Origin of the sequence: Methanoregula sp. (assembly GCF_041663825.1) — an archaeon.
In the GTDB taxonomy this organism is placed as follows: domain Archaea; phylum Halobacteriota; class Methanomicrobia; order Methanomicrobiales; family Methanospirillaceae; genus Methanoregula.
On record NZ_JBAYLY010000007.1, the window covers coordinates 75357 to 97683 of the forward strand.

At 52.9% G+C, this 22327-nt stretch carries 25 protein-coding genes and 1 tRNA gene; 18 read left to right on the plus strand and 8 right to left on the minus strand.

Annotated features, from left to right (window positions below):
• Nucleotides 1-243: 243 nt before the first annotated feature.
• Nucleotides 244-507, minus strand: coding sequence for a hypothetical protein (locus WCX19_RS04970; RefSeq protein WP_373005748.1), 264 nt, complete (start codon nt 505-507; stop codon nt 244-246).
• 705 nt (nt 508-1212) lie between these two features.
• Complete coding sequence (locus tag WCX19_RS04975; protein WP_373005750.1) at nt 1213-1842, minus strand: 2'-5' RNA ligase family protein; 630 nt, start codon at nt 1840-1842, stop codon at nt 1213-1215.
• A gap of 375 nt (nt 1843-2217) precedes the next feature.
• On the opposite strand from WCX19_RS04975, the gene WCX19_RS04980 reads away from it, so the two are divergent.
• The gene (locus WCX19_RS04980; protein WP_373005752.1) at nt 2218-2667 is read left to right on the plus strand and encodes a ferritin family protein; all 450 of its coding nucleotides are present in this window, start codon (nt 2218-2220) and stop codon (nt 2665-2667) included.
• A gap of 178 nt (nt 2668-2845) precedes the next feature.
• On the opposite strand, the gene WCX19_RS04985 is transcribed toward WCX19_RS04980, so the two are convergent.
• The 4 genes from WCX19_RS04985 to WCX19_RS05000 all read right to left on the minus strand — a co-directional run bounded on the left by WCX19_RS04985 (nt 2846) and on the right by WCX19_RS05000 (nt 5996).
• Entirely contained in the window at nt 2846-3616 is a 771-nt protein-coding gene (locus WCX19_RS04985) for an SOS response-associated peptidase (RefSeq protein ID WP_373005754.1), read from the minus strand.
• Between the two features lie 290 nt (nt 3617-3906).
• Nucleotides 3907-4683, minus strand: a complete 777-nt coding sequence (locus WCX19_RS04990; protein ID WP_373005756.1) for an ABC transporter permease — start codon at nt 4681-4683, stop codon at nt 3907-3909.
• Nucleotides 4670-5602, minus strand: coding sequence for an ATP-binding cassette domain-containing protein (locus tag WCX19_RS04995; RefSeq protein ID WP_373005758.1), 933 nt, complete (start codon nt 5600-5602; stop codon nt 4670-4672). The genes WCX19_RS04990 and WCX19_RS04995 overlap by 14 nt, the downstream gene beginning before the upstream one ends.
• A 37-nt stretch (nt 5603-5639) precedes the next feature.
• Nucleotides 5640-5996: an SOS response-associated peptidase family protein gene (locus tag WCX19_RS05000; protein WP_373005760.1), complete on the minus strand. Its 357-nt coding sequence runs from the start codon at nt 5994-5996 to the stop codon at nt 5640-5642.
• Nucleotides 5997-6114: 118 nt separating this feature from the next.
• Here WCX19_RS05000 and WCX19_RS05005 point away from each other — a divergent pair, with 118 nt between their 5' ends.
• The 13 genes from WCX19_RS05005 to WCX19_RS05065 all read left to right on the plus strand — a co-directional run bounded on the left by WCX19_RS05005 (nt 6115) and on the right by WCX19_RS05065 (nt 17756).
• On the plus strand, nt 6115-6591 hold the full coding sequence (locus WCX19_RS05005) for a hypothetical protein (protein ID WP_373005762.1): 477 nt from the start codon (nt 6115-6117) through the stop codon (nt 6589-6591).
• A 190-nt stretch (nt 6592-6781) separates the two neighbouring features.
• Complete coding sequence (locus WCX19_RS05010; RefSeq protein ID WP_373005764.1) at nt 6782-6931, plus strand: hypothetical protein; 150 nt, start codon at nt 6782-6784, stop codon at nt 6929-6931.
• A gap of 576 nt (nt 6932-7507) precedes the next feature.
• Complete coding sequence (locus WCX19_RS05015; protein ID WP_373005829.1) at nt 7508-8425, plus strand: DDE-type integrase/transposase/recombinase; 918 nt, start codon at nt 7508-7510, stop codon at nt 8423-8425.
• Between the two features lie 561 nt (nt 8426-8986).
• Nucleotides 8987-9508 (plus strand): hypothetical protein, encoded by a 522-nt coding sequence (locus tag WCX19_RS05020; protein WP_373005766.1) that lies wholly within the window; start codon nt 8987-8989, stop codon nt 9506-9508.
• Entirely contained in the window at nt 9508-9762 is a 255-nt protein-coding gene (locus WCX19_RS05025; protein ID WP_373005768.1) for a hypothetical protein, read from the plus strand. The genes WCX19_RS05020 and WCX19_RS05025 overlap by 1 nt, the downstream gene beginning before the upstream one ends.
• Entirely contained in the window at nt 9749-11773 is a 2025-nt protein-coding gene (locus WCX19_RS05030) for a type B DNA-directed DNA polymerase (protein WP_373005770.1), read from the plus strand. The genes WCX19_RS05025 and WCX19_RS05030 overlap by 14 nt, the downstream gene beginning before the upstream one ends.
• A 616-nt stretch (nt 11774-12389) precedes the next feature.
• On the plus strand, nt 12390-12701 hold the full coding sequence (locus tag WCX19_RS05035) for a hypothetical protein (RefSeq protein WP_373005772.1): 312 nt from the start codon (nt 12390-12392) through the stop codon (nt 12699-12701).
• 296 nt (nt 12702-12997) lie between these two features.
• On the plus strand, nt 12998-13234 hold the full coding sequence (locus WCX19_RS05040) for a hypothetical protein (protein WP_373005774.1): 237 nt from the start codon (nt 12998-13000) through the stop codon (nt 13232-13234).
• Nucleotides 13200-13592 (plus strand): PIN domain-containing protein, encoded by a 393-nt coding sequence (locus WCX19_RS05045; RefSeq protein WP_373005776.1) that lies wholly within the window; start codon nt 13200-13202, stop codon nt 13590-13592. The genes WCX19_RS05040 and WCX19_RS05045 overlap by 35 nt, the downstream gene beginning before the upstream one ends.
• A 216-nt stretch (nt 13593-13808) precedes the next feature.
• Nucleotides 13809-14102, plus strand: a complete 294-nt coding sequence (locus tag WCX19_RS05050; RefSeq protein ID WP_373005778.1) for a hypothetical protein — start codon at nt 13809-13811, stop codon at nt 14100-14102.
• A 13-nt stretch (nt 14103-14115) separates the two neighbouring features.
• A complete protein-coding gene (locus tag WCX19_RS05055; protein WP_373005830.1) occupies nt 14116-14472 on the plus strand; it encodes a PIN domain-containing protein in 357 nt (118 codons plus the stop codon).
• Between the two features lie 201 nt (nt 14473-14673).
• On the plus strand, nt 14674-14967 hold the full coding sequence (locus WCX19_RS05060) for a hypothetical protein (RefSeq protein ID WP_373005780.1): 294 nt from the start codon (nt 14674-14676) through the stop codon (nt 14965-14967).
• A 2108-nt stretch (nt 14968-17075) separates the two neighbouring features.
• Nucleotides 17076-17756 (plus strand): hypothetical protein, encoded by a 681-nt coding sequence (locus WCX19_RS05065; RefSeq protein WP_373005782.1) that lies wholly within the window; start codon nt 17076-17078, stop codon nt 17754-17756.
• A 30-nt stretch (nt 17757-17786) separates the two neighbouring features.
• On the opposite strand, the gene WCX19_RS05070 is transcribed toward WCX19_RS05065, so the two are convergent.
• Nucleotides 17787-17858, minus strand: a tRNA-Gly gene (locus WCX19_RS05070).
• Between the two features lie 208 nt (nt 17859-18066).
• Between WCX19_RS05070 and WCX19_RS05075 the strand changes: the two genes are divergently transcribed.
• From WCX19_RS05075 to WCX19_RS05085, 3 genes are read left to right on the plus strand one after another with little or no spacing between them, the layout of a single operon-like run.
• A complete protein-coding gene (locus tag WCX19_RS05075) occupies nt 18067-18693 on the plus strand; it encodes a bifunctional precorrin-2 dehydrogenase/sirohydrochlorin ferrochelatase (protein WP_373005784.1) in 627 nt (208 codons plus the stop codon).
• Entirely contained in the window at nt 18686-19969 is a 1284-nt protein-coding gene (gene hemA, locus WCX19_RS05080) for a glutamyl-tRNA reductase (protein ID WP_373005786.1), read from the plus strand. The genes WCX19_RS05075 and hemA overlap by 8 nt, the downstream gene beginning before the upstream one ends.
• Before the next feature lie 42 nt (nt 19970-20011).
• Nucleotides 20012-20479, plus strand: coding sequence for a GNAT family N-acetyltransferase (locus WCX19_RS05085; RefSeq protein WP_373005788.1), 468 nt, complete (start codon nt 20012-20014; stop codon nt 20477-20479).
• A gap of 75 nt (nt 20480-20554) precedes the next feature.
• Here the strand turns inward: WCX19_RS05085 and WCX19_RS05090 are convergent, their stop codons facing one another.
• The gene (locus WCX19_RS05090; protein WP_373005790.1) at nt 20555-21220 is read right to left on the minus strand and encodes a hypothetical protein; all 666 of its coding nucleotides are present in this window, start codon (nt 21218-21220) and stop codon (nt 20555-20557) included.
• Nucleotides 21221-21351: 131 nt separating this feature from the next.
• Here WCX19_RS05090 and hemB point away from each other — a divergent pair, with 131 nt between their 5' ends.
• Nucleotides 21352-22326 carry a porphobilinogen synthase gene (gene hemB / locus WCX19_RS05095; RefSeq protein ID WP_373005791.1) on the plus strand — a complete coding sequence of 325 codons (975 nt, stop codon included), beginning with the start codon at nt 21352-21354 and terminating at the stop codon, nt 22324-22326.
• Nucleotide 22327 lies beyond the last annotated feature (1 nt).

Consider the following 22327-nt stretch of genomic DNA (forward strand, 5'->3'; position numbering starts at 1 on the left):
ACCATTCTGGTACGGCACTAAACACCTGTAAAACCGTCAGATTTTAAAACAGCAAGAATACGGGCTGTTTCATAAAATCTCAAGGGCCAAAAGTTAACAAATTTATTTTATTTTCCTTTTTTTGTTGTGTGAGCGCGAGACTACAGCGAATGCGTTTATCATCCGATCTACAAAACCGGATTCCCTGCTCCTGTATCCGGAAACATGTAAGGAAAAATGGAACCCGGAAAACATTCCGGTTCACTATCCTTCGGGCTCTTCCTGCGGATCTGCATCATCCACTTCCGGCTCCAGGAAGCAGAGTACTGCCGCTATTCCGAGGATAACGATGGCAGGCATATACCAGTAGAGCAGGTTGAGCGTACCGGCAAGCGGAACCGAGAGCGTGAGCCAGATGGCGGAGGAGAGCAGCATCCAGCCGGCAAACCGGGTTTCCCTGTCAGATATCGCCGCACCCATCAGGCCGAGGCTGGAAAAAAGAGCTGCCTGGACTCCGGAGAGGGTCATATCGGGGGTCCCTGAAGAAAAAATCACATATACTGCAGTTGCTATACCCAGTAATCCCCCGATTACCCCCACAATAAACTGCCGCTTCATCAGTACACGATGGGACAACGCTCGCTCATAAAGATTGCTTTTTTATCCGCCGTTTTAAAACACACAAGAGCAAATAAAAGGCAAATGAAAGCGCGGAACGCAGTTTTTTTAAGAAAATACCTGTTCCGGGCCGGATTTATCCGGCCCCGGCCTGTTGCACCTTGCAATAATTGTGCGCAACCAAGCCTTTTTTTGGCAAACGGGGCTTAATTATAAGGATTGCGCATTTCGCTACCTATTGCCTGTAAAATCCGCTCTATTCCGGATACTCCGGTTTTGCGTGGGACAAAGTTGCGGTTTATAGCGATTCTATGCAGGAAATACCCATTTCGACCAAAATATTTATGTATTCATAGAATAATGAAAATTATAACCCTTTCCGGTGGGAGGTGTGACGAATATGGTTGCAGCAAAGAAACCGGCCGCAAAGAAGGCCCCAGCAAAAAAACCCGCCGTAAAGAAGGCAGCCCCCAAGAAGAAATAATCTTTTTGGCCTCATTAATTGTTTTCTCTTTTTTGTGGATTTACTATACAATCAGACCGGGTATGTACAGTCATGCCGAAAAAAAGTATGATCCGGGGTTCACGAAAAGACAAATGAACTACCGGGCGATACTACACACCCTCCCAACTCCCGTCATCCCACACTTTAAGCATATCAAAATCGCGCTTCCGTGTCGCCCGGTTTTGGGCCTGCGCCCGGGAGAGCATTCTTTCCTGGACAAAATCATATTCGCACAGGATCCTGGAATTTTTGAGCAGTGTTGCCCGGATCGGGTGGTGCCGGTAGATGACACCCTCCTGTCCCCGGATATACCATTTTATTCTCTGGAAGGTGAGCCAGTCAAGTTTCATGGCAAGCGTTGCGTGAAACTTAAAATTGTCGGCAGAATCCAGATCATAGTCCCGTAATGAGCAATAGGGGGAGATGGCCCGGGCCAGCTGGTACCGGAATTGTTTTAAGGCCTCATCGGGGGTGATGGTGACATACACCACTCTTGTATCGGGAAAAAACCCGTAACCCCCTACTTCGTATTTCGGGATCTCCATCTGGTTCGTACAGATCCTCATGAAATCTTCAACAAGTGTTTCTTCATTTGTTGTCGAGAACGGCCCGGCGAGCGTGATATGTGGGATCACCAGTTTGTTTTTGAGATTGAATTTCCCGTCCAGCTGGTGGCTCAGCAAGCTAATCTGGTGCTTCACCGACCCCATCATCCGGATATCGATCAGGTAATGAGCCATCGATCACACTCTTTTTCGAACAGGCCGGTCCGGCATCATCAGGCTCATCGTTTGAGGTAATCTTTCAAAAGTACATGCAATAAATCCTGTGGTGTATCTCAGGCATGAAATAACGGGTTTTGTCTCTGGGAGGGTGTCATGTCGGGGTCGTCCACAACGGGAACGGATTACCCCCCAAACATTTTCGTTTTTTTTGGTGAATTAAATCCCGGTCTCTCTGCACCATCCTCTCTCGAAGACGAACTCGTGGTGTGATGGTACGGTTACGAACGGGAGAATAAGCCGGGGCATTAAGGGTCCATAATCCGACAAATTATATACTACTTAATTATAATTACCCTATGATCCCGACAGGGCATATGGAGGATAGATGAAATGACTGATATAAAAGACATTATCCAGATGGCAATAAGCAGGGAAGTGGAATCGTACACATTTTACCGGTCAGTTTCTGACCGGGTCAAGGATGCAAACTTAAAGGATCTCTTTAATGAACTCGCCGGAGACGAGACAAAGCACCGGCAGTTCCTTGAAGGTCTGCTTACAAAGGATGTAAAGGATCTTCACATCGCCAAGGCGAACGATTACAAAGTTGGCGACAGTCTCGAAACCCCGAAACTTACGATGGACTTAAAACCCATTGACGGTCTTGTCCTTGCGATCAAGAAAGAACTTGAAGCGATGCAGATGTATACGCAGCTTGCAAATTCGACCAGCGATTTTGTCCAGAAAAGCCTTTTCCAGAACCTCGCCGCCATGGAGAGCGGCCACAAGGCCCGGCTTGAGGACTTGTACGTCGAGATGGCATTCCCTGAGAAATGGTAACGCCAGAAAACCGTTGTGTGACGGCGTGCAAAAACCAAATTTTTCTTTTTCTTTCCTGTTATTCTTTAAAAACCGGCCATTTGTTATGCCGGGACGCCATCCGGGAGGCCGGCCCATTATCCCGGCGTCAGGCCAGCGGGCCAGCTCCATGGAATTTTTCCGCTGACCCGGGGACTCCTCACAACCCCTTCACCGGTTCAGTCACCCCCACATCATCCACCGCAGGGCTGTTTACCCGCTCCGAGACCGGGTACGCCACCATCCCCTCCGCAGGATACGGCACGAGAATCCGCTGTAGCTCATCCTCGGGAAGAACTGCCCGGGACAGCCAGCGCATCTCGTCGTCCTGTTTGAGGATCACCGGCATCCGGTCATGGACGGGGGCCATCAGGGAGTTTGCCGCAGTCGTGATGATCGTGTAGGTCGAAAGGGTCGTACCCGCCGGGTTGCTCCAGATATCGTAGAGGCCGGCAAAGGCAAAGACCGGGTCGTCCCGCACCCGAAAGTAGAACGGGACTTTGCGCCCGCCTTCCTGTTTCCACTCAAAGAACCCGCTCGCGGGAACGATGCAGCGTTTCGTCCGCAGGAGATCCCGGAACATCGGCTTCTCTGCGAGACCCTCGGCCCGGGCATTGAAGGGCCGAGCGGTGGGCGGAATGTCCTTTGTTGAGTGCGGTACGAGTTGTCCCCACATAACCGGCAGCCGGAAGAGATGTGGCCAGGTAACAACGCCTTTTGCCCAGTGCGGGACAAGGCCCCACTGCATCATGACCGCTTCTGCCCGCTCGTGCACCACGATCACCGGGTTCGTGCTGCCGGGCGCGATATTAAAGTGCGACTTAAAGCCGATCATCGGGTCAATGACCCGGAACCTCCCGCAGAGGTCATCGATACAGGCAAGCGAGTACCGGCCACACATGATATTGGTTATTCTTACGCAGTGACTCATCAATCCTACTACCGCTCCCAAAGAAATACCTCCCGATATCGGGAAACTCGTGCAGACCGGGGGGAGTCCGGTGCGGCCCTTTTCCGAGACGTTGCAGATCTCCAGGACTGGTATCGAGATGATTTTTTGCAATATCGTTACAAACCCGAATATCCGTCATCTGATGAACGGTGGTTCTTGAGTCTGATGGGCATAAGGCCGGTGACACGATAAAAGCAATATTTAAAAATGGAAACAGGTATCCGTTATTTTAGCCGGTTCTGCGCATTATCCTGACGATTCGGGCCAGATTATTCGTTGAATTTCTTGTAGAGACGATTTGCCGTGAACTGGAAGATCAAAATGAAGATCACCAGCGCGAGGATATCCAGCAGCGGCGAAAAGAGCGACGTGCCGGTATACGCGTACGCGATCATGTCATTCCCGTACGTCAGCGGGGAGAGCAGTGCAATATCCTGGCCGATCTGCGGCATGGCCGACAATGGGATAAAGACACCGGAGATAAAGATGAGCGGCAGCCGGACCGTGTTGAGGATCGACATCACTTCTCCGACGTTCTCGGTGGGGTACGCAGCAAACAGGGTACCGAGTGTTGCAAAACAGAACGCAGTCAGTGCCATGGCAATCACGAGAACCGGTACATGTTCAATCGGCGTGGCAAACAGGATTACCCCAGCTATGAGCGGGATACATGCAATACCGAGACTATAGAGAAAACCGCTGAGACTCTCACCGAAAACCAGTGAATGAAGCGAGATCGGTGCTGAGAGCAGCCGGTCAAACGTCTTTACCCGCCGTTCGATGGGGATAGAAACCGGCTCGATCGAGGATGCCGAGAAGAGAAGCGTGATTGCGATGAGGCCCGGGACGAGCGTGCCCGGCGGGGCGTTCTTCCCAATAGCAAATGCGAGGAACATAAAGAGCGGGAAGAGAATCCCCATCATGATGATGTTGGGCTTGATGTAGTAGGTGATCATGTCCTTGCGCGAGATCGCCCATGCTGCGGAGATCTCGTGACTGAATCGCGCAAACCATGCGCCGGCTTTCCCTTCATCAGTCAATGGCATGGATCGCCCCTCCCGTTCTCTGCAGGCCGGTCAATTTTATAAACACATCCTCGAGGCTTGGTCCCAGGGTGGAGATGCTGATCACCCGGAGATTTCCTGATCTGGCATACTCCATCACCGATTCGATGACCGTTGCGGGATCTTCTGTATAGAGCCGGAACTTATCTCCTTCCTTTATGGCATCATTGACCATCGGAAGGCTGCGAACCTCGTCAAGTTGTCCGGCAGAGGCACGGTCAAAGGAGACTACAACTGACTGCGCACTCTGGATCGTTTTCTTGAGCCGTTCCGGTGCGTCGATGGCGGCGACAGTCCCCTTGTTGACGATTGCCACCCGGTCGCACATCAGGTTTGCCTCCTCGATATTATGAGTTGTCAAAAATACGGTAACCCCCTCATGGATAAGACCCGTGATTACATCGCGGATAATGAGGTTACTCTGCACATCAAGGCCAGAGGTCGGTTCGTCAAGGAAAAGAAGGCGCGGGCTGTTGACAAGACCCATGGCAATCGTCAGCCTCCGTTTCATGCCCTTGGAAAAACCATGCACCTTGTCATTTCGCCGCTCGTTCAGGTCAAAGGTGGCGAGTAATTCGGCCGCTTTTTTCTCCCGCTCATCCCGGCCGACATGGTAGAGTTCTGCGGAAAAGATCATGTTCTGCCATGCGGTCAGGTCATCATAGACATTTGAGGTCTCGGAAACGATCCCCATGGACCGCCGTGCCGCAATCGTGTCGCGCCCGATATCGTGGCCGAAGATGGTCGCCGTCCCGGAGGTAGGATACGATATTCCGGTAAGGATCCTTATCGTGGTGGTCTTCCCCGCACCGTTGGGTCCCAGAAAACCAAACGTTTCTCCCACATCTACCGAGAAGTTCACATCGTTTAACGCGGTAAGGGCGCCGAATTTTTTGGTCAAATGTGAAACCTCTATTGCATGCATCACAGCTTATGCTCTAACGATCCCGATATATCAAATTAGTTGATCGGTCAACAATTTCAAACACCTTCGCGGGAACGATGCAGTGGTTCCCCCGCAGGAGATCCCGGAACATCGGTTTCTCTCCGAGGCCTTCCGCCCTGGCATTGATCGGGCGCCGGGCCTCCTTGATGTCCCGTGTCCAGTGCGGCACAAGACCCCACTGCATCATGACCGCTTCTGCCCGCTCGTGCGCCACGATCACCGGGTTCGTGCTGCCGGGCGCGATATTGAAGTGCGACCGGAATCCGATCATCGGGTCAATGACCCGGAACCTCCCGCAGAGGTCATCGATACTGGCAAGCGAGTACCGGCCACACAGGGTAATGGTCATTCTCGTGCGGGGACTCATCAATCTTGTGCAGGTATCAGGGGAGGGATCACTTTCGCACCGCACGGGCCCGGTCCTTTATCCCTGTCAGTGCGTATGGTAGATTCAGGAAGGCACCCGTATGCAAAAAACCCCGGTCCGCAAATACCAGGTGGTCGAAGAAGCAGAGATTGACCTCGTCCTCCAGTGCAGAGACAGCCATGAATTTTATGAGAGATACCTCGCGGCGTTCCCCGATACCAAAAAAGGTCTTGACAGTATCTCAAAGATCTGGAAACGCAAGAGCGAATTTGCAAAGAAACGGCCGCAGTCCATTCATGCAGCAGAAGCCGGTACAAAATCCGCTCAAGAAATTGCTACCTTGATCGCAGACCAGACAAAGATCCTGGGAGTTATCTCCGCGCTTACCCGGGAAAACTTCGAAGTCAACCGACAGATCCTTGCAACACTTACACAGCAGAATCAAATCTTAACAGGACATTTTGAACACGCAGAACGGGAATCGCCAGGAGAATCTTCGCATCACGCACCCGCGGTACTGCATCCCCTGCAGGAAACAGCGTCTGAAGTACAGGCCCCGATTCTGATCGGTTCGTAAGTGCCGGTTCTGCAAGCATCTGCGGTCAGGGACTCATTTTTCATTTTTTAAAAAAAGAATTTGGTACTTCTCTCCTTTTCTCCCCGTTTCGCGTTTCCCGGCCCCTGTCCACAAAAATACCCGTTTTAAATCGTCCAAATTCCGGTTCAGGGACAAAACGTATATCCCGGTACCAAAAGAACATGAATTAGTGGCAAAAACCACAAATGAACGAAAACCACTAAAAAAGGAAGTGATACCCACGTCACATAAGGAAAAGAAGGCAGTTGCCCCCGCTTCAAAGACCGCTCCCGTAGCAGCGAAGAGCGATGCAAAGAAATCCAGCGGAAAGAGAGCATAATCCCATTTTCATTTCTCATATTTTTCAGAATATTCTTTATTCCCGAAGGCAGTTTTCACCGGGGCCGATGGCTGCTGTATCTGGTCGTTTGTCCGTACCTGTTTTGAGCGTTCGAGCAGACAATGGGGTAAAAGGATCGCCAAAAAATGTGTCAACACTTGGGATGAGGACGGGTGGTATAGTTACACAAAACCCGGTCCGAAAACACGCGGACCGCCGGTATTGGGATCCCCTCATTTTTTTGCACTGATGGGATCAATTTTCTCATTCCCAAGAGGGCAATAAGCAACCCGGGACAATTCCCTCCGCATCATTAAACACTTTGCAAAAGCCCCTCCCAGGGAAGGGGCGTATTGATCGCAATGGTTTCCTTCGCAGAACTCCTCAAGCATATACCCACATGAAACGAGTGAGCGGTTAAACCTGATGCTGATGGGTGCGGGTGCGTTATCGGGAATTTTAATGAGTCAACTGCCGGGTCACAATAACTTCATGTTCGTTTCAGTCCCGACAACGCACTGTACAGTCCCGAAAGTATTTCCTATATCCGCCGTTGAGCCGAAGACCGGTTCAACGATGAAGTTGAACAAGAAGAAAATCCGGTGGATAATCCGTCAGAAAGAGAAGAAAGAATCATCCGGAATAATCGCAAAGATCCAGCGAATAACGAGGCGTCGTGTGGATCAACTATGGAAGCAGTATCGGGAAACCGGAGAGATTCCCCTCATTGGTGAGGTGATGGGCCGACCAAAGAAACCGGTAACCCCTGCGGAATCCGGTGTGATAGACCAGGCGTACCAACGGTTTCGGTATGGAGCGCGGATGTTAGAGAATCTGATATGGAACGACTATACCGTAAGTATTTCACACAACCGAATACATCGGTATCTCATGGACCGGGGACTTGCCAAAGCAGAAACCTCCAAACGAAAACAACGAAAGTGGGTTCGGTACGAGCGGAAACACAGCATGTCAGCCGGCCATATCGACTGGCATGAAGATCCCGTCAGTGGACTCAAGATCTGTGCGATCCTGGACGACTCATCACGAAAGATTCTGGCAATCGATGAATTTGCTACCATCAATACAGAGAATTCAATAGCCATCGTCGAACGAGCACTTCGGGAATATGGATCGATATGCCCGCTTCGCGAACTGATCATGGATCATGGCAGCGAGTTCGGCGCTCATCGGATCGATGAAAACGGGAACTGGGATAGCGAATTCAAACGATATCTCGAATCTCAGGGTATCCGACCGATTCCTGCCCGGGTGAAACATCCCCAGACTAACGGGAAAATTGAGAAATGGTTCGATACCTATCGCCGGTTCAGGTATGAGTTCGAGACCCTTGATGATTTTATCCTTTGGTACAATGACCGACCTCACGGCAGTCTGGATTTCGAGAACCTTGAATCCCCGAATCTCGCGTTCTGGAGACGGTTGCCGCAAGAGGCAATCTTCGGTATTGGTATCCGGGTTTTTGGGTGGTGAGTCTGATGATGAAACGTTCTTGTGCTCGTATGCAAAGATCTATGAGAAATACTTTCAGGACTGTACAGTCCCGACAACGCACCGGGAAGATAAAAATACAAGCCTCACTATCAGAAAAAACAGGGGTTTCACCGGAGTTTGCGGTCGCCACTCTGTTTCTGAAGAGCCATAAATTGCTCATTCCGTGGACATTCGTGAGGATTTACCCCGTCCGTTGAAGGCCATTTCCCTTCCCTCGGGTTGAACCGGGCCGGGCATGACCATCCGCCTGCTGTCGATGTTTTAGATCCCGGGACCACCCCGATTTTGATGTATTCACAACCTGTACAAAAATAGTATACGCTCATATACGATTCTCCTTGTTTTTTGTATTCATCAGACTTGACGTGGTCTCTTGTCAGGTTGATGATATACGCCTTCTCTATGATGCCGCATGCGGTTTTTGTAACGTCTTAAGGTATCTTTTGGGCAGAGGAGTACGAAGTCGCACTCGTCATGATCACTTTCGCACCGCACATGGCCGGATCTATATCCCCCTCAGTACCGCAGTGATCCGGTGCTATGCAGATCGAGATCCGCAAGGGACTGGCGCTCCAGCCGGGAACATATTCTGCCGTGATCGCACCCGAGAAGGTGATGGTTTCGGCGCTCAACAGCAACGCGGATCTCCAGCGGTTCCTGTTCCTCTACATCGGGGGAAATTACTCCCGCATCCTGTCGGGCATCCAGCGGTCGTCGACAAACTTCGAGGTCCGCCGGGCATTTACCTCCCACCAGCTCCTCACCATGCTCAGGGAAGCCGGCCACACGGTGGTCTTTGTCGAGCACGACCCCTCCCTCTTTGACGGGGCCGCAAATACTCTCGAACCGGTGGCCGGGGCCTTAAAAGAGGCGGGACGGGAATCGCTGGTCATCCTCTATACTCCGGCAATGGACCGCACATTCTCGGCCCTCGCCCGCAGGGCCGATCGCTATATCGAGATTGTCGCGGATGGGGCTGAAGGGCAGCCGGTCCGTGCCGCCCGGGGGATGCGGCAGTACGGCCTGCGGCCCGCGGGCCAGAGAACGCTGGAGGTGAGGTGATGGGGAGGACGTTTCCCAGTATCCGGCTGGGGGTCAACAGTACCGCGGACCGGTGGGCCCGGTCGGCCCGGGCACTCAAGAAAGAGGACCAGCGGTACGGCGAACGGCTCGCCGAACTTGCAAAGATGCATTCGAGCGAGGCGTTTGCCGGCTGTGACGACCCGCTTGAAGCCGTGGTATTCTCCGTGCTTGTCGAGGTCCTCAAGCGCCAGGACCGGCTCGAAGCGCAGGTGAATAACCGTGTGGATCCTTGACTCCGGGTATCGGGACGGCATTGACCTGTGGTACAAAGACGGCACCGTCACCCGGGTCCACCATGATTACGACCCGCCGTTCTACCTCCACCTGCCCGACCCTCACGCCCATTATGAGATGATCGGGGCTCTGGAAGACCAGTACCGGGCAGAGGCCTGCACGTTTGCGACAATCTTCGGGGAACTTGACGGGTACGCGGTCTATGCGGGGCGCGAGGTGGCAGAGGCAATCGAGCGGCAGACCGGGTTCGATGCGCAGTTCTACAACGTGGATACCCGGCGCGACCAGCGGTTCATGGCAGAGAACGGTATTGTTCCCTGTAGTGACGACCCGGCCGAACGTTTCTCCCCGGAGGTCTCCCATTCCCTCAGCCAACTGGAGATCCGGGTGCGTGACGATCCGGCCCGCTCGCCCGTATGTACGGATATCGAGGTTGTGCATGAGTGCACCGAACGGCTGGCCGGGGAACCCCGGACGGTCCTTCTTGATCTCTTCTCCCTGGTGACTGCGGCCGACCCGGATGTTATCCTCATGACGGATGCGGATGCGTGGATGCCAAAGATGCACCGCGAGGCTCAGGCGCTCGGTCTTGAGATGCCATTTTCCCGGACCGGCCGGTACCGCTCGATGGATGCACGGTCGTACTGGAGTTACGGCCGGATGGAGCATAAGGAGTCGGCCCTTATCCCCGAGGGAAGGATCTTAATCGATACCGGGCAGTCGTTTGTGTACCGCGAAGGGGGACTTGCCGGGGTCTTCATGGCCTCCCGGTTATCGGGATTGTCCCCCAACCTTGCCTCGCGGTTTACCCCGGGGACGCTGGTCAGTTCCTACGAAGTGTACGAGGCCCTGAAACGGAAAATTACCGTCCCCTTCCGCAAGAGCGACGGGGAGAAGGTGAGGAAGTTTGCGGATCTCCAGGCAGCGGACCGGGGCGGGATGATGTTCCAGCCCTCGCCCGGCACCTTTGAGAATGTCGAGGAGATTGACTTTACCTCGATGTACCCGTCCATCATCGTGCAGGCAAACCTGTCGCCCGAGACGGTGGAGCACCCGGAGCGCCCGGGTTTTCTCCCCCTTGCCCTCAAGCCCCTTCTCGACCTGCGGATCCGGACAAAAAACCTGAAGAAGACCGACCCGCAGGTTGCCGGTATCGATGCGGTGCTCAAGTGGATGCTGGTGACCTGCTTCGGGTACACCGGCTACAAGAACGCGAAGTTCGGGAGAATCGAGGTGCACGAAGCGATCACGGGCCGGTCCCGGGAGATCCTGCTCCGGACAAAGGACATTGCAGAAGACCTGGGTTTTTCGGTCCTGCACGGGATTGTCGACTGCCTGTGGGTGCAGGGTGCCCCGGTGGAACTCTTAAAATCCCGGGTCGAGGAAGCGACCGGCCTGCTCCTTGAGGTCGAACACTTTGACTGGATCGTCTTTTTGCCGCTCGCGGACGGCTTTGGTGCATACAACCGGTATTACGGCCGTCTCCCGGACGGGAGCATCAAAGTCCGGGGGATTGCGGCCCGGCGGCATGATACGCCGGCATACGTGCGGGAGATGCAGCGCCGGATGCTTGACGTGATGAAGCGTGCGGAGACGGTCGGGCAGCTCGATGAGGTAAGGGAGGAGGTCACGGGAATTTTCCGGGAGACGACCGGGGCCCTTATGGCGGCAAGCCCCGGGGAGATGGAAATCAGCCGCCGGATCAGCCGGCTCACGTACCGGCACCGGTGCATCGAAGGCGCAGCGGTGCAGGCCTACAAAGATCACGGGATCGCGATCGCGCCCGGCATGAAGATCCGGTATGTGGTAACCGATGCCCGGCGCTACTGTGTGGAACCGGCCTGGTGTGCGGCATCGTTTGACCTGCCGTTCTACCGGACGCTGCTCGACCGGGCCTATGCGGAGATCGCGGCGGCGTTTCCTTCAAAAGCGATAGGGAAGCGGGAGCCCGGATGGTCGTACGATGACCCGGTAAGGAAGTCCGGGAACAAGAACGCGGCGCTGTTGTGAGGAATTTTCAATGGCCCGGCCCGGTCTTTTTTTGGAATTCTCAGAACACGATCCGATCATTTTTGAAAATTCCCAGCAGCCGGGCCGGATATTTTCCGGAATTCTCAGGAAACGATCCGATCATTTTTTGAAATACCCGGCAGCTGAGCCGTTCTTTTTCCTGCACGGGCGCACGGTCGGAGCAGCATCCGACGTAGGTTGTGATGATTATTCGTGGGTCTGGCCAGTTCCGGTACCGGGTCGTGGCGTTCTTTTTTGAAAATTCCCAGAAACTGAGCCGGATATTTTCCGGAATTCCCAGGAAACGATCCGATCATTTTTGAAAATACTCAGCAGCCGGGCCGGACATTTTCCGGAATTATCAGGAATCGATCCAATTGTTTTTTGAAATTGCCGACAGCTGAGCCGGATATTTTCTGGAATTCTCAGCTCGCGCTCAAAACTTTTCGGAAAAGTGCGGCAGGGACGGGAAAGACTATCCTGGTTTTGAGATTTGGATCAGGTAGATGAGGTCTGTTGCCTTCCTTCCCCCACAAGTGGGGGTTTCCCTCACTACTGACGGTAAAAAACCATTCAAATGACCGTACCCCGCCATCCGGATACCCTTATTTCCCGCATGTCAACACAAGAGAGGCAGATCCGGGATATTTTGCCCGGAAAAACCCTGTCATTTTTCGCCATAAGGAACCCCCTTTATTTTTCGGCCATAGCGTTGTTCCTGGCCAGATCAGGTTTCCGGACGGATGGTAACCTGCCGATTTTTCGCCACCAAAAGAAGGCCGCTAAAGGCGCCGGTTTTTTCCTGATTAAAACGGCCCGTTTCCCAAAATATCTGATTTTAACGATAATCGTGGAGAGGATTGGCACCATTTCCACTGGAGATTCCATAAGGTGGTACCGGCCCGGGAAGTCTCCGTCGGAGAAATGATCATGGGAGAGGGACGGTCTGATGAGGCAGTTTCCAGGGTAAGGTGGTATACCGGGGGCGATCAGGCTGATGCCCCCATACCCTCGACGAGCGAGGAGTGCCGCTGCCCCCGGCAGGTAAGTCCGATCCCGGGTCTATACCGATGGATCGAAAAATGGCTGTTTATCACAGTACCGCAGGGAGCCTGGCCCGAAATCATTTTTAGCACTATAAACTATAGTATGTAACGTATGCCAAAAGCAGCGCACCTGGCACAGGGTTCTGGAAATTACCGTCCCCGGACTCGCGGCAAGGGCATGACGAAAGAAAAAATGTCGGCCGCGAATCCCAAAAGTACCATACAGGTTACCCTGATGACCAAGATGACGCTCGATCAGGTCAAGGAGATGAAACACCTGGAGACCTATGACGAGGCCATCGGCTTCCTGATCCGCGAGCAGAAAAAAACCATGCCCTCCTCTGCCGGGAAGTTCCCGAGCGGCGGCCCCTTCAAACGGGATGAGGAGGAGGATCCTTATCGCGTTCCTTCTTGATACCTGGGTCTGGATCGATTACTGGAACGAGGCCGGGTCACGCGCAAAGGAATATATCGAATCCGATAACGATCTGGTGATCTCCATGATCACCCTTGATGAAGTATCACAGCGGTTCGCCCCGCAGGGAAAAACGATGGTTGACGCCCGGGTAAACGAGATGCTGAATTATTGTACCCTGATCCCCATCAGCCGGGAGATCGCAACACTGGCCGGGATGCTGCGCCACAACGAGATCCAGGGAGGGATTGCAGATGCGATCATCCTTGCGACCGCAAAACTGGGGAAGCATACGATTGTAACCGGGGATCTTCACTTCAAAAATTTGCCGGATGTTGTATTCCTGGGATCCGGCTGATGGCCGATAAGATCCTGATCACTTCAACCTGCAAAAAAAACTGTGTATCTTGTCTGGTACATGTTCATGGGACAATGCCAGAAAGACCGCAGTCATTTATTGTCATTTAATTGTAGAGTGCCACAATTAATGTCCGTTTTATTGAAAAAGTTTTAGGAGAGAATCTCTGGCACGCCACACTTAATATTGTATAATGTATACATTACACATACAACCATGGCGAAAGCTCAAGCAATCCCGATGGAGGATCCTCGCCCGGGAACCCGGATACCTGTGCGGGTGAAGGCACGAAAATTAACGCAGGATGTCGTCCCGGTTAAGGAGCCCCGCGCCTCCATGCAGGTCCTCAGGTCAACGAAACAGTGGCTCGATCAGATCGTCGATGAGAAACAGTTCAGGACGTACGATGAAGCGATCATGTTCCTGATCACAGAACGGCAGAAGCATCTCCCCTCGGATTTCGGAGCATTCCCGGATCTGAAAGAGTACGTGTGCAACGGAGAGGATTAACATCGCGGTTGTTCTGGACACATGGGCGTGGATTGAGTACTGGAGGGCTAATGATCTCGTTCGTGGCATCATTGAGGGCCCCGAACACAAGATTACGTCAACGATAACTATCGCAGAACTGGAGCGGCTCTATGGAAAGGACAAGAATCGGATGGATCTCATGATAGCCGGGATTAAACTCAGGAGCCGCCTCGTCCCGGTAGATCCCGGCATCGCACGGGCCGGGGGAGCAGTACGCAGGAGCATGAAAGAAGGGGGCATTGCAGATGCGATAATCTATGCGACGGCCCTTATGAACCAGGCAAAGGTCCTGACCGGTGACGCGCATTTCAAGGAGTTATCGGAAGTGATCTTCGTTGGTGCATCCTGATTTCCATGAGTGTCTCTATAATTCCGGAGGGTTGTAAACCTGCCGGTTTTTCGCGAACAAAGGAAGGCCGCTAAATTACGTTGCCATTTACCGGTCTGTGAGTCCTCCATTGCCGGAAAATCCCTCTTACAGAATAAAAAAATTATCCGGTTTCCCCGGCCGGAAAAACTATTACACCGGAAACGGTATGTATGTATAATTATGCTGAAGATGGCAGACCAGACGATCAGTCTCGACCGGTTGAAGATCAACGGTCGCGTTTACCGTCTGGCCCGGCGGCTGATCATTACCGTTGAACACGAAGACGACCGGCTGACCCTTTCGAGCAATGAATTTGGCCTTGTGGTCTCTGCGGAATCACTGGAAGAAGGCATTGCCGGCATTTCTGAAGAACTCGCAACGCTCTGGACAGTCTATGTCGAAGAAGACCCGGCCAACCTCACTTCGGATGCCCTGCGGCTCCGCAACAACCTGGCGTCTCTTGTTCCGGCCTAATGAGATAGTTTTTCATTCCCGATTCTGATGGGGGCTGATGCCCCCATAGCCCCAATGAGCGATGAGTGCCGCCGCCCCCGGAAGGAAGCCCCCGCGTCGGATCGGGGAAGGGGAAACCGCACTCGCCCCGCCGTGCCCCGCGAGGGGCCCTGAGGCGGGTGGGCATCGTAATTTTGTCATGAAAATTTTGAAAACTTCAGTCGATAGAGCAGGCAAATGGAAATTCGAGTTTTGAGTGCAAAATTTTCATTGCTTTGGTGCGAAATCTTTGACTTCATGCGGGTTTTTTTATGTGTTTGGAAAATTTATTGGAAATTTTATAGGACTTCCTGTGACCTCTGTAAAGTGATGGCCTACAAGAAAGAACCGGATAAAAAGAACGTTGAATGGTACGGGACGGAGATTATGAGACCTAACAGGGAAAATCATCCGGTCTCAGTACTTCTCTAAATTATCCTCGATAAATATTGAACGATTATCCCCCAAGGCAAGCATCCCGGCCTCCCGAACATGTCAACTCACAGGTCCTGTACTTCTCTAAATTTTCCTTTACAAACATCAGAATTTTTTTAATAGGACTTACCGAAGCGATTCCCGGTCCATTGGGGGTACCCCCTCCTGCCAGCCCGGGGTGGCACCCCCCGCTCCCAAAAATGGGAGGTACCCCTACCCCCCGACCAATTTTTTTTAAAGCGTGACCCCCCACCCCCCTGTCCGAGCATAAGAGGGACCCTACCCTCCTTTTCCGGCATTTCCGAAACCTGTGATTCGCGTGGAGTTATCGTCTGAATGTATATTTTGCCGGCCGATGGCTTTGGGGGTAGGGGCCTCTTTTCTTGCAAAGGGGGTACCCCCCGCTCCCAAAAGTGAGAGGTACCCTGACCCCCGACCAATTTTTTAAAAGCATGATCCCCCCACCCCCCTCTAGTTGCCCGGGAGTGGGGGGTGCCACCTTTGTACAAATGGGGGGTACCCTCTCCTGCCATAAATGGAGGGGGCGGCTGCCAAAAAAGGATACTCCCGCTTCCAGATCTGGCTCATACGAATTTTCGGCGGTTGTTCTTTCAAGGTGAAAATAGAGAAGTACTGGGTCTGGCTGTTACAGGAACCAACGGGATGGAAGAACAATACAACGGGTATACCGGGAGATTCCAAAGGGCAATATTAACGACTGTAAGTTACTTTAAGCCTATAAAGAATAAATTGCAGATGATACCGGATTTAACGTAAAATCCAACAATTTATATATTGGCTCTATTAAATGGGGGTTGAAGGAAAGTTATGACGATATATAAATGTCCTAAATGCGGGTTGAATATTACCTGCTCTCGTTGTAAGGGTAAAGGCTACCTTCCTACGAAAATGGGGGCTATTACGGTTCATAAAGAGACATGCCCTGTATGTGAAGGTTGGGGGAAAGACCGTAATCATAAATGCGCTCCTAAACGTAGCCGTTCGGGGGTTAAACGGGTTTCAAAGAGTGGGCCTGTGATCAACATTAACCTGCATAATGAAAATAGGAACAGCAACAAAGGATAAATGCGAACGATCCGTTAATGCCATTCCGGGAGGGGCTATTGATATGCGTGGCTCCTGACGATAGCATATAGATACAAAATTTCGAGCCATTTATTTTGAGCTTCTTTAATAAATGCTCTTCTCCAATTTTAGAAGGAATTTTTTTTCAAGTTTTTCCCTGCTAAAAAATTCTGGCCAAAAATTATTAGTCCCATGAACTTCTGTCACCGAAGATGGATACATCCTCTTTACTGCCTCACCTCGCAGAGGTGATGAGGAGCACGACCCGAAGGGTGAGGAGCAAAGGGAGGTCGCAGTACCCCCAGTAGCGACGAAACTGCGGGGGATAGATCGATAGATTTTGAATGGCACAAAGTATATTTGCAATCACAAAAAATTTCAGCTAGGAATCGGTCTGAATTTTTAGAACTCTAACACTACAAATCAACAAAATTTTCGGAAATTCGAGTTGAATCATTTTTGCTAATTTGATGTCATCCTAAATCTGGAGAAGAACCGATATAATTCTTCGGAAAAATGCGACATGGCGAATGATATACTAATTTAAAAGAATTATCCGTATATTAGGTATGACAATAATGAACGGCGTTTCCGATCCTATATTTTCATTTATAGTGGGCATTTTTTTTGGGTTTTTGATTTATTACGAGGCCCAAAAAAACCGGCTATATGAATATATTATACTTATTTGGCCTCCTTCAGTCTATTGTTGGTTAATTGGAACGAATTTGGATAATGAAATAAGTGACAATGAAAAACATCATGCAATAATTGTTATTGCCACGGATCTCCGAACTAAGTTTGCTAATTGTTTTTCAGGAGTGTCGACTTTATTAATCAGTTTTACTTTTCAGAATCCTCGAATTGCACATAAATTGTATTTTTGTTCTAATGAGGGGGACGTAAGAAATGTAATAGAAAATCCAAATGCCACTCATGTATGGATTTTCGGTCACGGTTTAAAACATGGAGTAACAACCGGTAAAAATGTACTGTACTATTGTGAAGTAAAGAATATTCCTCAAAAAGAATTCATCGGTCAATATCACTGTAATCATGGGGGTGGTAAGTCACTCGCAGATTATAATCATCCCAAAATCTGTGATGTAACTGATTCTTTCCGTTCAAATGGCGAAATTGAACAAGGTGTCCGGAGATCATTGGAATCTCTTAAAATAACACCTAAATCACTTACATTACTAATTTTTATCGATGCAATAAAAAGATGGTGCAATATTAAAAGCGTGTAAGCTCCTTGAACATCAAAAACCCCAGAAAAGTGCGCCGACCGGGACTCGAACCCGGGTTTAGGCGTTGGCAACGCCTAGTGATAACCACTACACTATCGGCGCAATGCGCTCTAAAGTGTGGGCACTCAAACGATTTAAGTATATCGAACTCTGGGCGCAAAATGGGCGTATTTGCCATGCGGTTCCCCCGGAGAGAATCGGGAGGTTTTGAGAGTCCGGGATACCGGGCTCTTCTTCCGGGTGCTGCGGCTCCCTGCCCGGATCCAAATGCCATATCTTAATGTAACCCGATTGCTCTAACTATAGATCAATGATCCCTCTCTTCGTGGAGTGCACGGGTAAACAGGTCGTCATATTCGGCGGGGGAGAGGTAGCGGCACGCAAAGCCGAACATTTCGCAAAAGAAGCTGAAGTCCTCATGGTCAGCAGGACGTTTGCCCCGGACAGCCGGGCGCTGCCGGTCCAGATCCAGACGCTTGACACCCGTAAGGCGACGGACGAGGAGCTCGACCATATCATCGCGCCTGCATTCCTTGTCATCGGGGCGCTCTCCGATAAGGCCGAGAACGACCGGATAGGGGCGCTTTGCCGTGATCATGGCGTACTTTTTAACAACGCGGACGGCGAGCCCGGCGACGTTATCATCCCGGCGATGACGATGGGCGCGCACTACACAATCGCCATAAGCACCGGGGGCGAGAGCCCGGCAGTCTCCCGGTTCATCAGGCAGGATATTGAAAAGAGATACCCGGCGCTCGATGCCATGATTGTGCTCCAGCACCGGCTGCGCGATGCGCTCCGGGACCGGCCGGTGACTCAGGGAGAGCGGCGCCGGATCCTGTCAGAGGTGCTTGGCGACAAACTGGTCTGGACGCTTCTTAAAAAATCCCATGCTCGTGCGTGGGAACATGTCAAAGAGAGGTACCTTCATGACTGAGCCTGATGCACGGATTGCCATTGCCGGCGTCAGCCACCACACCGCTGATGTCATGGCACTGGAAACCTTCCGGTTTGGCGATGAACCGGCATTTCTCAACGCCGCCGGCAGGAGGTTTCACGGCGTGCTCCTCCTCCAGACCTGCAACCGGGTCGAAGTCATCGTCGAAGGCGACGCGGCAGCGCTCCGGGACTTCCTTGCCGGGCAGGGACGGTCGGAATTCTTCCTGCTCGAAGGCCGCGACGCGCTCCATCACCTCCTCTCGCTTGCCGCCGGCATTGAATCAATGATCGTCGGCGAGGACCAGATCATCGGGCAGCTCAAGAAAGCGCTTGCCGACGCGCAGGAAGCCGGCACCGCGAGCAGTTTTCTTGAACTCTGCATCAACAAGGCCGTCCATGTGGGAGTCGGCGTGCGACAGCGCACGCAGATCAATCGGGGTGCCGTCTCGGTCGGTTCTGCTGCAGTGCTCCTGGCAGAATCCGAGCTCGGGACGCTTGAGGGCCGGCACATCCTCGTGGTCGGGAGTGGCGAGATGGGCCTTTTAGTCGCTCAGGCGCTCATGGCAAAACACCTGACCGCAATGTATGTCGCGAACCGCACGTACGGCCGGGCGGTCAGGCTCGCGGAGAAGATTGGCGGAAAAGCGGTCAAACTCACCGAACTGTACCACTACATCACCCTCTCGGACGTCGTCATCTCGTGCACCTCCGCGCCGCACCCGGTCATCCACAAGGCGGAATTAAAGGAAGCGATGCGGGCCCGGTGCTGGCCGGTCGAAGGCCATCCCCGCCCGCTGATCTTAATCGACATCGCCCAGCCCCGGGATGTTGAAGAGGGTTCGGGTGCAATCGATGGTGTCAGGCTCTTCACGATGGACAACCTGCGGGAAGTAAACGAGCAGACGATGAGTACCCGCAGGGCCGAGGCAGAACGGGCGACAGAGTACGTGAGCGAAGAACTGGATCTCTTCATCCGCCAGCTCCACCGGAGAGCCGCCGATGACTGCATCGCCGCCCTGCACACGTGGGCAGAGGCAGTCAGGGTGCGCGAGCGGGACAAGGCGCTTGCCCGGCTTAACGGGGCTGATGAGAAGACGGCGGAAGTCATCGACGACCTCTCCCGGGTGCTCACCAAAAAGATCCTCACGGATGCGACCACATCTATTCGGGCATGTGCCGAGGAGGGCGATCGCAGCGCCGCAGAAGCGCTGGTCCAGGCCCTCACCCGGGGGAATGTGGTAACCTCTCCCGAAAGCGGCGACGCGCCCGAATGAGGCACCCGGTCGGGATAAGAGAATCATTGCAGAGCAACACTCATGATGGGGACTACCGCACACGAACTCCTGATCAGGCAGTACCGTGACGAAGATTTTACAGAAGTCACCGCACTTGAATCTGCCGGCGTACACGAATACTACCGGTCGGCAGTCTTTGTCCGCCAGATGGCCGCCCTTTCTCCCGCGACGTTTCTTGTGGCCGTATCAGGGACAACCGTGGTCGGCTTTACGGTTGGAACCATCGTTCAGGACGATCCCGCGCAGGCATGGATCCTCCGCATGATGGTGCGGGACGGGTTCCGGCACCAGGGGATAGGAACCGCGCTGCTCCGGGCGGCAACCGGTGTGCTGCACGAGCATTCGGTAAAAACGATCTACCTGACTGTTGCCCCGAAAAATGAACCGGCCGTGCGGCTATACCGGCGTGAAGGCTTCGAGCAGGAATCACTACAGCCGGCCTACTTTGGCGGGGGCGAAGACCGGTTCATTATGAAATGGAGTTCTTAAAAAAAAACGAACGCGTTCCTTGGCTGACGATAGCCCGGATAAAAGAGAGAACAAAAAAGTATCTCTCACCACATATTATCCAAGTTTTGCGTAGGCGGTTTCTGAAAGGTTTTTGAGCGTTTCATACTGCGCCCCGGGTCCGCTCATCCGGATCACTTCGAGAATGTTTCCCTGTGCAAAGACCACTTCGAGGTATCCTTCTGTCGGAGCGGACGATCCGCTGTCCGAGGAAATTACGCTCATTCTGCTTGTCGTTGCAGGGGTCGGGGTTTTTTTGCTAACCGTAGCGGAAAAAGCACAGGTCTTTGGTCCTGTCGCTGGCAGCGGCAGGTCGGAAAAGTCAAGGCCGTTAATCTGCCGTTCGTTCGTGTTTACCAGGGTCACAATGCCGGACATCTGATCTGCCGGGTAAACCGTGATGGACTGGGTGATCGCGGACGGACCGGACGAACCGTTTGATGGTGAGGAATAGATCACAACATAGCCCTGCTGCCACCCGAGATCTTTTGCAAGCGAGCCAACCTCATTCGCCGACTTCTCACGGCTGGTCACAAGGTTAAAACCCGCCGGAACATCGGCCGGGGTAAGTATGAGCGGGGCAAGTGAAACATTCGCTGACGATACCGTCACGGCAGTGTCGGGAGCCTTGGCGCCCTGCGTGCCGGACGTTGTCGTACAGCCGGCTGCAAGAACGGCAGCACACACGATCAGGCACAGTCCGAAGAAAAACGATCTCTGCATATCTATACAGGTAAACCCGAAAACGGGAAATAGATTACCCGCCCGTTCCCGGCAGCCGTCCTCCCGGATAATATAACCATAAATACGATGCATCTGCAATCTTAATCAGTAACGTTCGGGGTATGGTGCGCATGTTTCCAGAGCGAAGAATGAGGCGGGTACGTACCCGCAATGTCCAGCCGCTTTTATGTGAGACGACATTGACCAAAAACGATCTTGTCGCCCCTCTTTTTGTTGATGAAACCACAAAGACCCCAAAACCTATCGAGTCAATGCCCGGGCAGTTCCGGTACCCGGTGGACGGGATCGCCGGTATTGCCGGGAAGATGTGGGAGCGGGGCATCCGGGCCATCCTTCTCTTTGGCATCCCGGCCCACAAGGACGATGCAGCGACAAGCGCCTACGACGCCGAGGGGATCGTGCAGCAGGCAGTCCGGCGGATCAAGGCCGCGTACCCCGGCATGGTGGTTATCACCGATGTCTGTGCCTGCGAGTACACGAGCCACGGCCACTGCGGGATCGTTGGCGGGATACGCAGCGGGGAAAAGGATCTCTTGAATGACGAGTCCCTGCTCCTCATGAACAGGATCGCGATCAGCCATGCGGAGGCCGGCGCCGACATCGTCGCCCCGTCCTGCATGCTCGATGGTATGGTCGCTTCGATCCGGGAGGCGCTCGATTCAGAAGGATACGAGGACGTGCTTATCATGTCATACTCGACCAAATTCTCGTCTGCCCTGTACGGCCCGTTCCGGGAAGCAGCAGAGTCCGGTTTCTCGTTTGGCGACCGCAGCACGTACCAGATGAACCCGGCAAACGGCCGCGAGGCATACCTGGAGTCCCGGCTTGACATGGACGAAGGCGCCGATATCCTGATGGTAAAACCCGCCGGCCCTTACCTTGATGTCCTTGCGGAAATTGCGACACTCGGCCTCCCGGTTGCCGGGTACCAGGTAAGCGGGGAATACTCCATGATCAAGGCAGCTGCCGAACGCGGCTGGATAAAAGAGAAAGAGACGGTTCTTGAAACGCTGACCTGCATCAAGCGTGCGGGGGCCGATCTCATCATCACCTACTTTGCTTACGATGCATGCGGGTGGATCTGAA

What these genes read in the sequence shown, in the direction of transcription:
- WCX19_RS04975 (WP_373005750.1), bottom strand. Translation starts at nt 1,842, where the DNA reads ATGGCTCATTACCTGATCGATATCCGGATGATGGGGTCGGTGAAGCAC.
- WCX19_RS05015 (WP_373005829.1), top strand. Translation starts at nt 7,508, where the DNA reads ATGAAGTTGAACAAGAAGAAAATCCGGTGGATAATCCGTCAGAAAGAG.
- WCX19_RS05085 (WP_373005788.1), top strand. Translation starts at nt 20,012, where the DNA reads ATGATGGGGACTACCGCACACGAACTCCTGATCAGGCAGTACCGTGAC.
- WCX19_RS05090 (WP_373005790.1), bottom strand. Translation starts at nt 21,220, where the DNA reads ATGCAGAGATCGTTTTTCTTCGGACTGTGCCTGATCGTGTGTGCTGCC.
- WCX19_RS04980 (WP_373005752.1), top strand. Translation starts at nt 2,218, where the DNA reads ATGACTGATATAAAAGACATTATCCAGATGGCAATAAGCAGGGAAGTG.
- WCX19_RS05025 (WP_373005768.1), top strand. Translation starts at nt 9,508, where the DNA reads ATGGGGAGGACGTTTCCCAGTATCCGGCTGGGGGTCAACAGTACCGCG.
- WCX19_RS05045 (WP_373005776.1), top strand. Translation starts at nt 13,200, where the DNA reads ATGAGGAGGAGGATCCTTATCGCGTTCCTTCTTGATACCTGGGTCTGG.
- WCX19_RS04970 (WP_373005748.1), bottom strand. Translation starts at nt 507, where the DNA reads ATGACCCTCTCCGGAGTCCAGGCAGCTCTTTTTTCCAGCCTCGGCCTG.
- WCX19_RS05050 (WP_373005778.1), top strand. Translation starts at nt 13,809, where the DNA reads ATGGCGAAAGCTCAAGCAATCCCGATGGAGGATCCTCGCCCGGGAACC.
- WCX19_RS04985 (WP_373005754.1), bottom strand. Translation starts at nt 3,616, where the DNA reads ATGAGTCACTGCGTAAGAATAACCAATATCATGTGTGGCCGGTACTCG.
- WCX19_RS05020 (WP_373005766.1), top strand. Translation starts at nt 8,987, where the DNA reads ATGCAGATCGAGATCCGCAAGGGACTGGCGCTCCAGCCGGGAACATAT.
- WCX19_RS04990 (WP_373005756.1), bottom strand. Translation starts at nt 4,683, where the DNA reads ATGCCATTGACTGATGAAGGGAAAGCCGGCGCATGGTTTGCGCGATTC.
- hemA (WP_373005786.1), top strand. Translation starts at nt 18,686, where the DNA reads ATGACTGAGCCTGATGCACGGATTGCCATTGCCGGCGTCAGCCACCAC.
- WCX19_RS05035 (WP_373005772.1), top strand. Translation starts at nt 12,390, where the DNA reads ATGTCAACACAAGAGAGGCAGATCCGGGATATTTTGCCCGGAAAAACC.
- WCX19_RS05065 (WP_373005782.1), top strand. Translation starts at nt 17,076, where the DNA reads ATGACAATAATGAACGGCGTTTCCGATCCTATATTTTCATTTATAGTG.
- WCX19_RS05075 (WP_373005784.1), top strand. Translation starts at nt 18,067, where the DNA reads ATGATCCCTCTCTTCGTGGAGTGCACGGGTAAACAGGTCGTCATATTC.
- WCX19_RS05040 (WP_373005774.1), top strand. Translation starts at nt 12,998, where the DNA reads ATGACGAAAGAAAAAATGTCGGCCGCGAATCCCAAAAGTACCATACAG.
- hemB (WP_373005791.1), top strand. Translation starts at nt 21,352, where the DNA reads ATGTTTCCAGAGCGAAGAATGAGGCGGGTACGTACCCGCAATGTCCAG.
- WCX19_RS05060 (WP_373005780.1), top strand. Translation starts at nt 14,674, where the DNA reads ATGCTGAAGATGGCAGACCAGACGATCAGTCTCGACCGGTTGAAGATC.
- WCX19_RS05005 (WP_373005762.1), top strand. Translation starts at nt 6,115, where the DNA reads ATGCAAAAAACCCCGGTCCGCAAATACCAGGTGGTCGAAGAAGCAGAG.
- WCX19_RS05000 (WP_373005760.1), bottom strand. Translation starts at nt 5,996, where the DNA reads ATGACCATTACCCTGTGTGGCCGGTACTCGCTTGCCAGTATCGATGAC.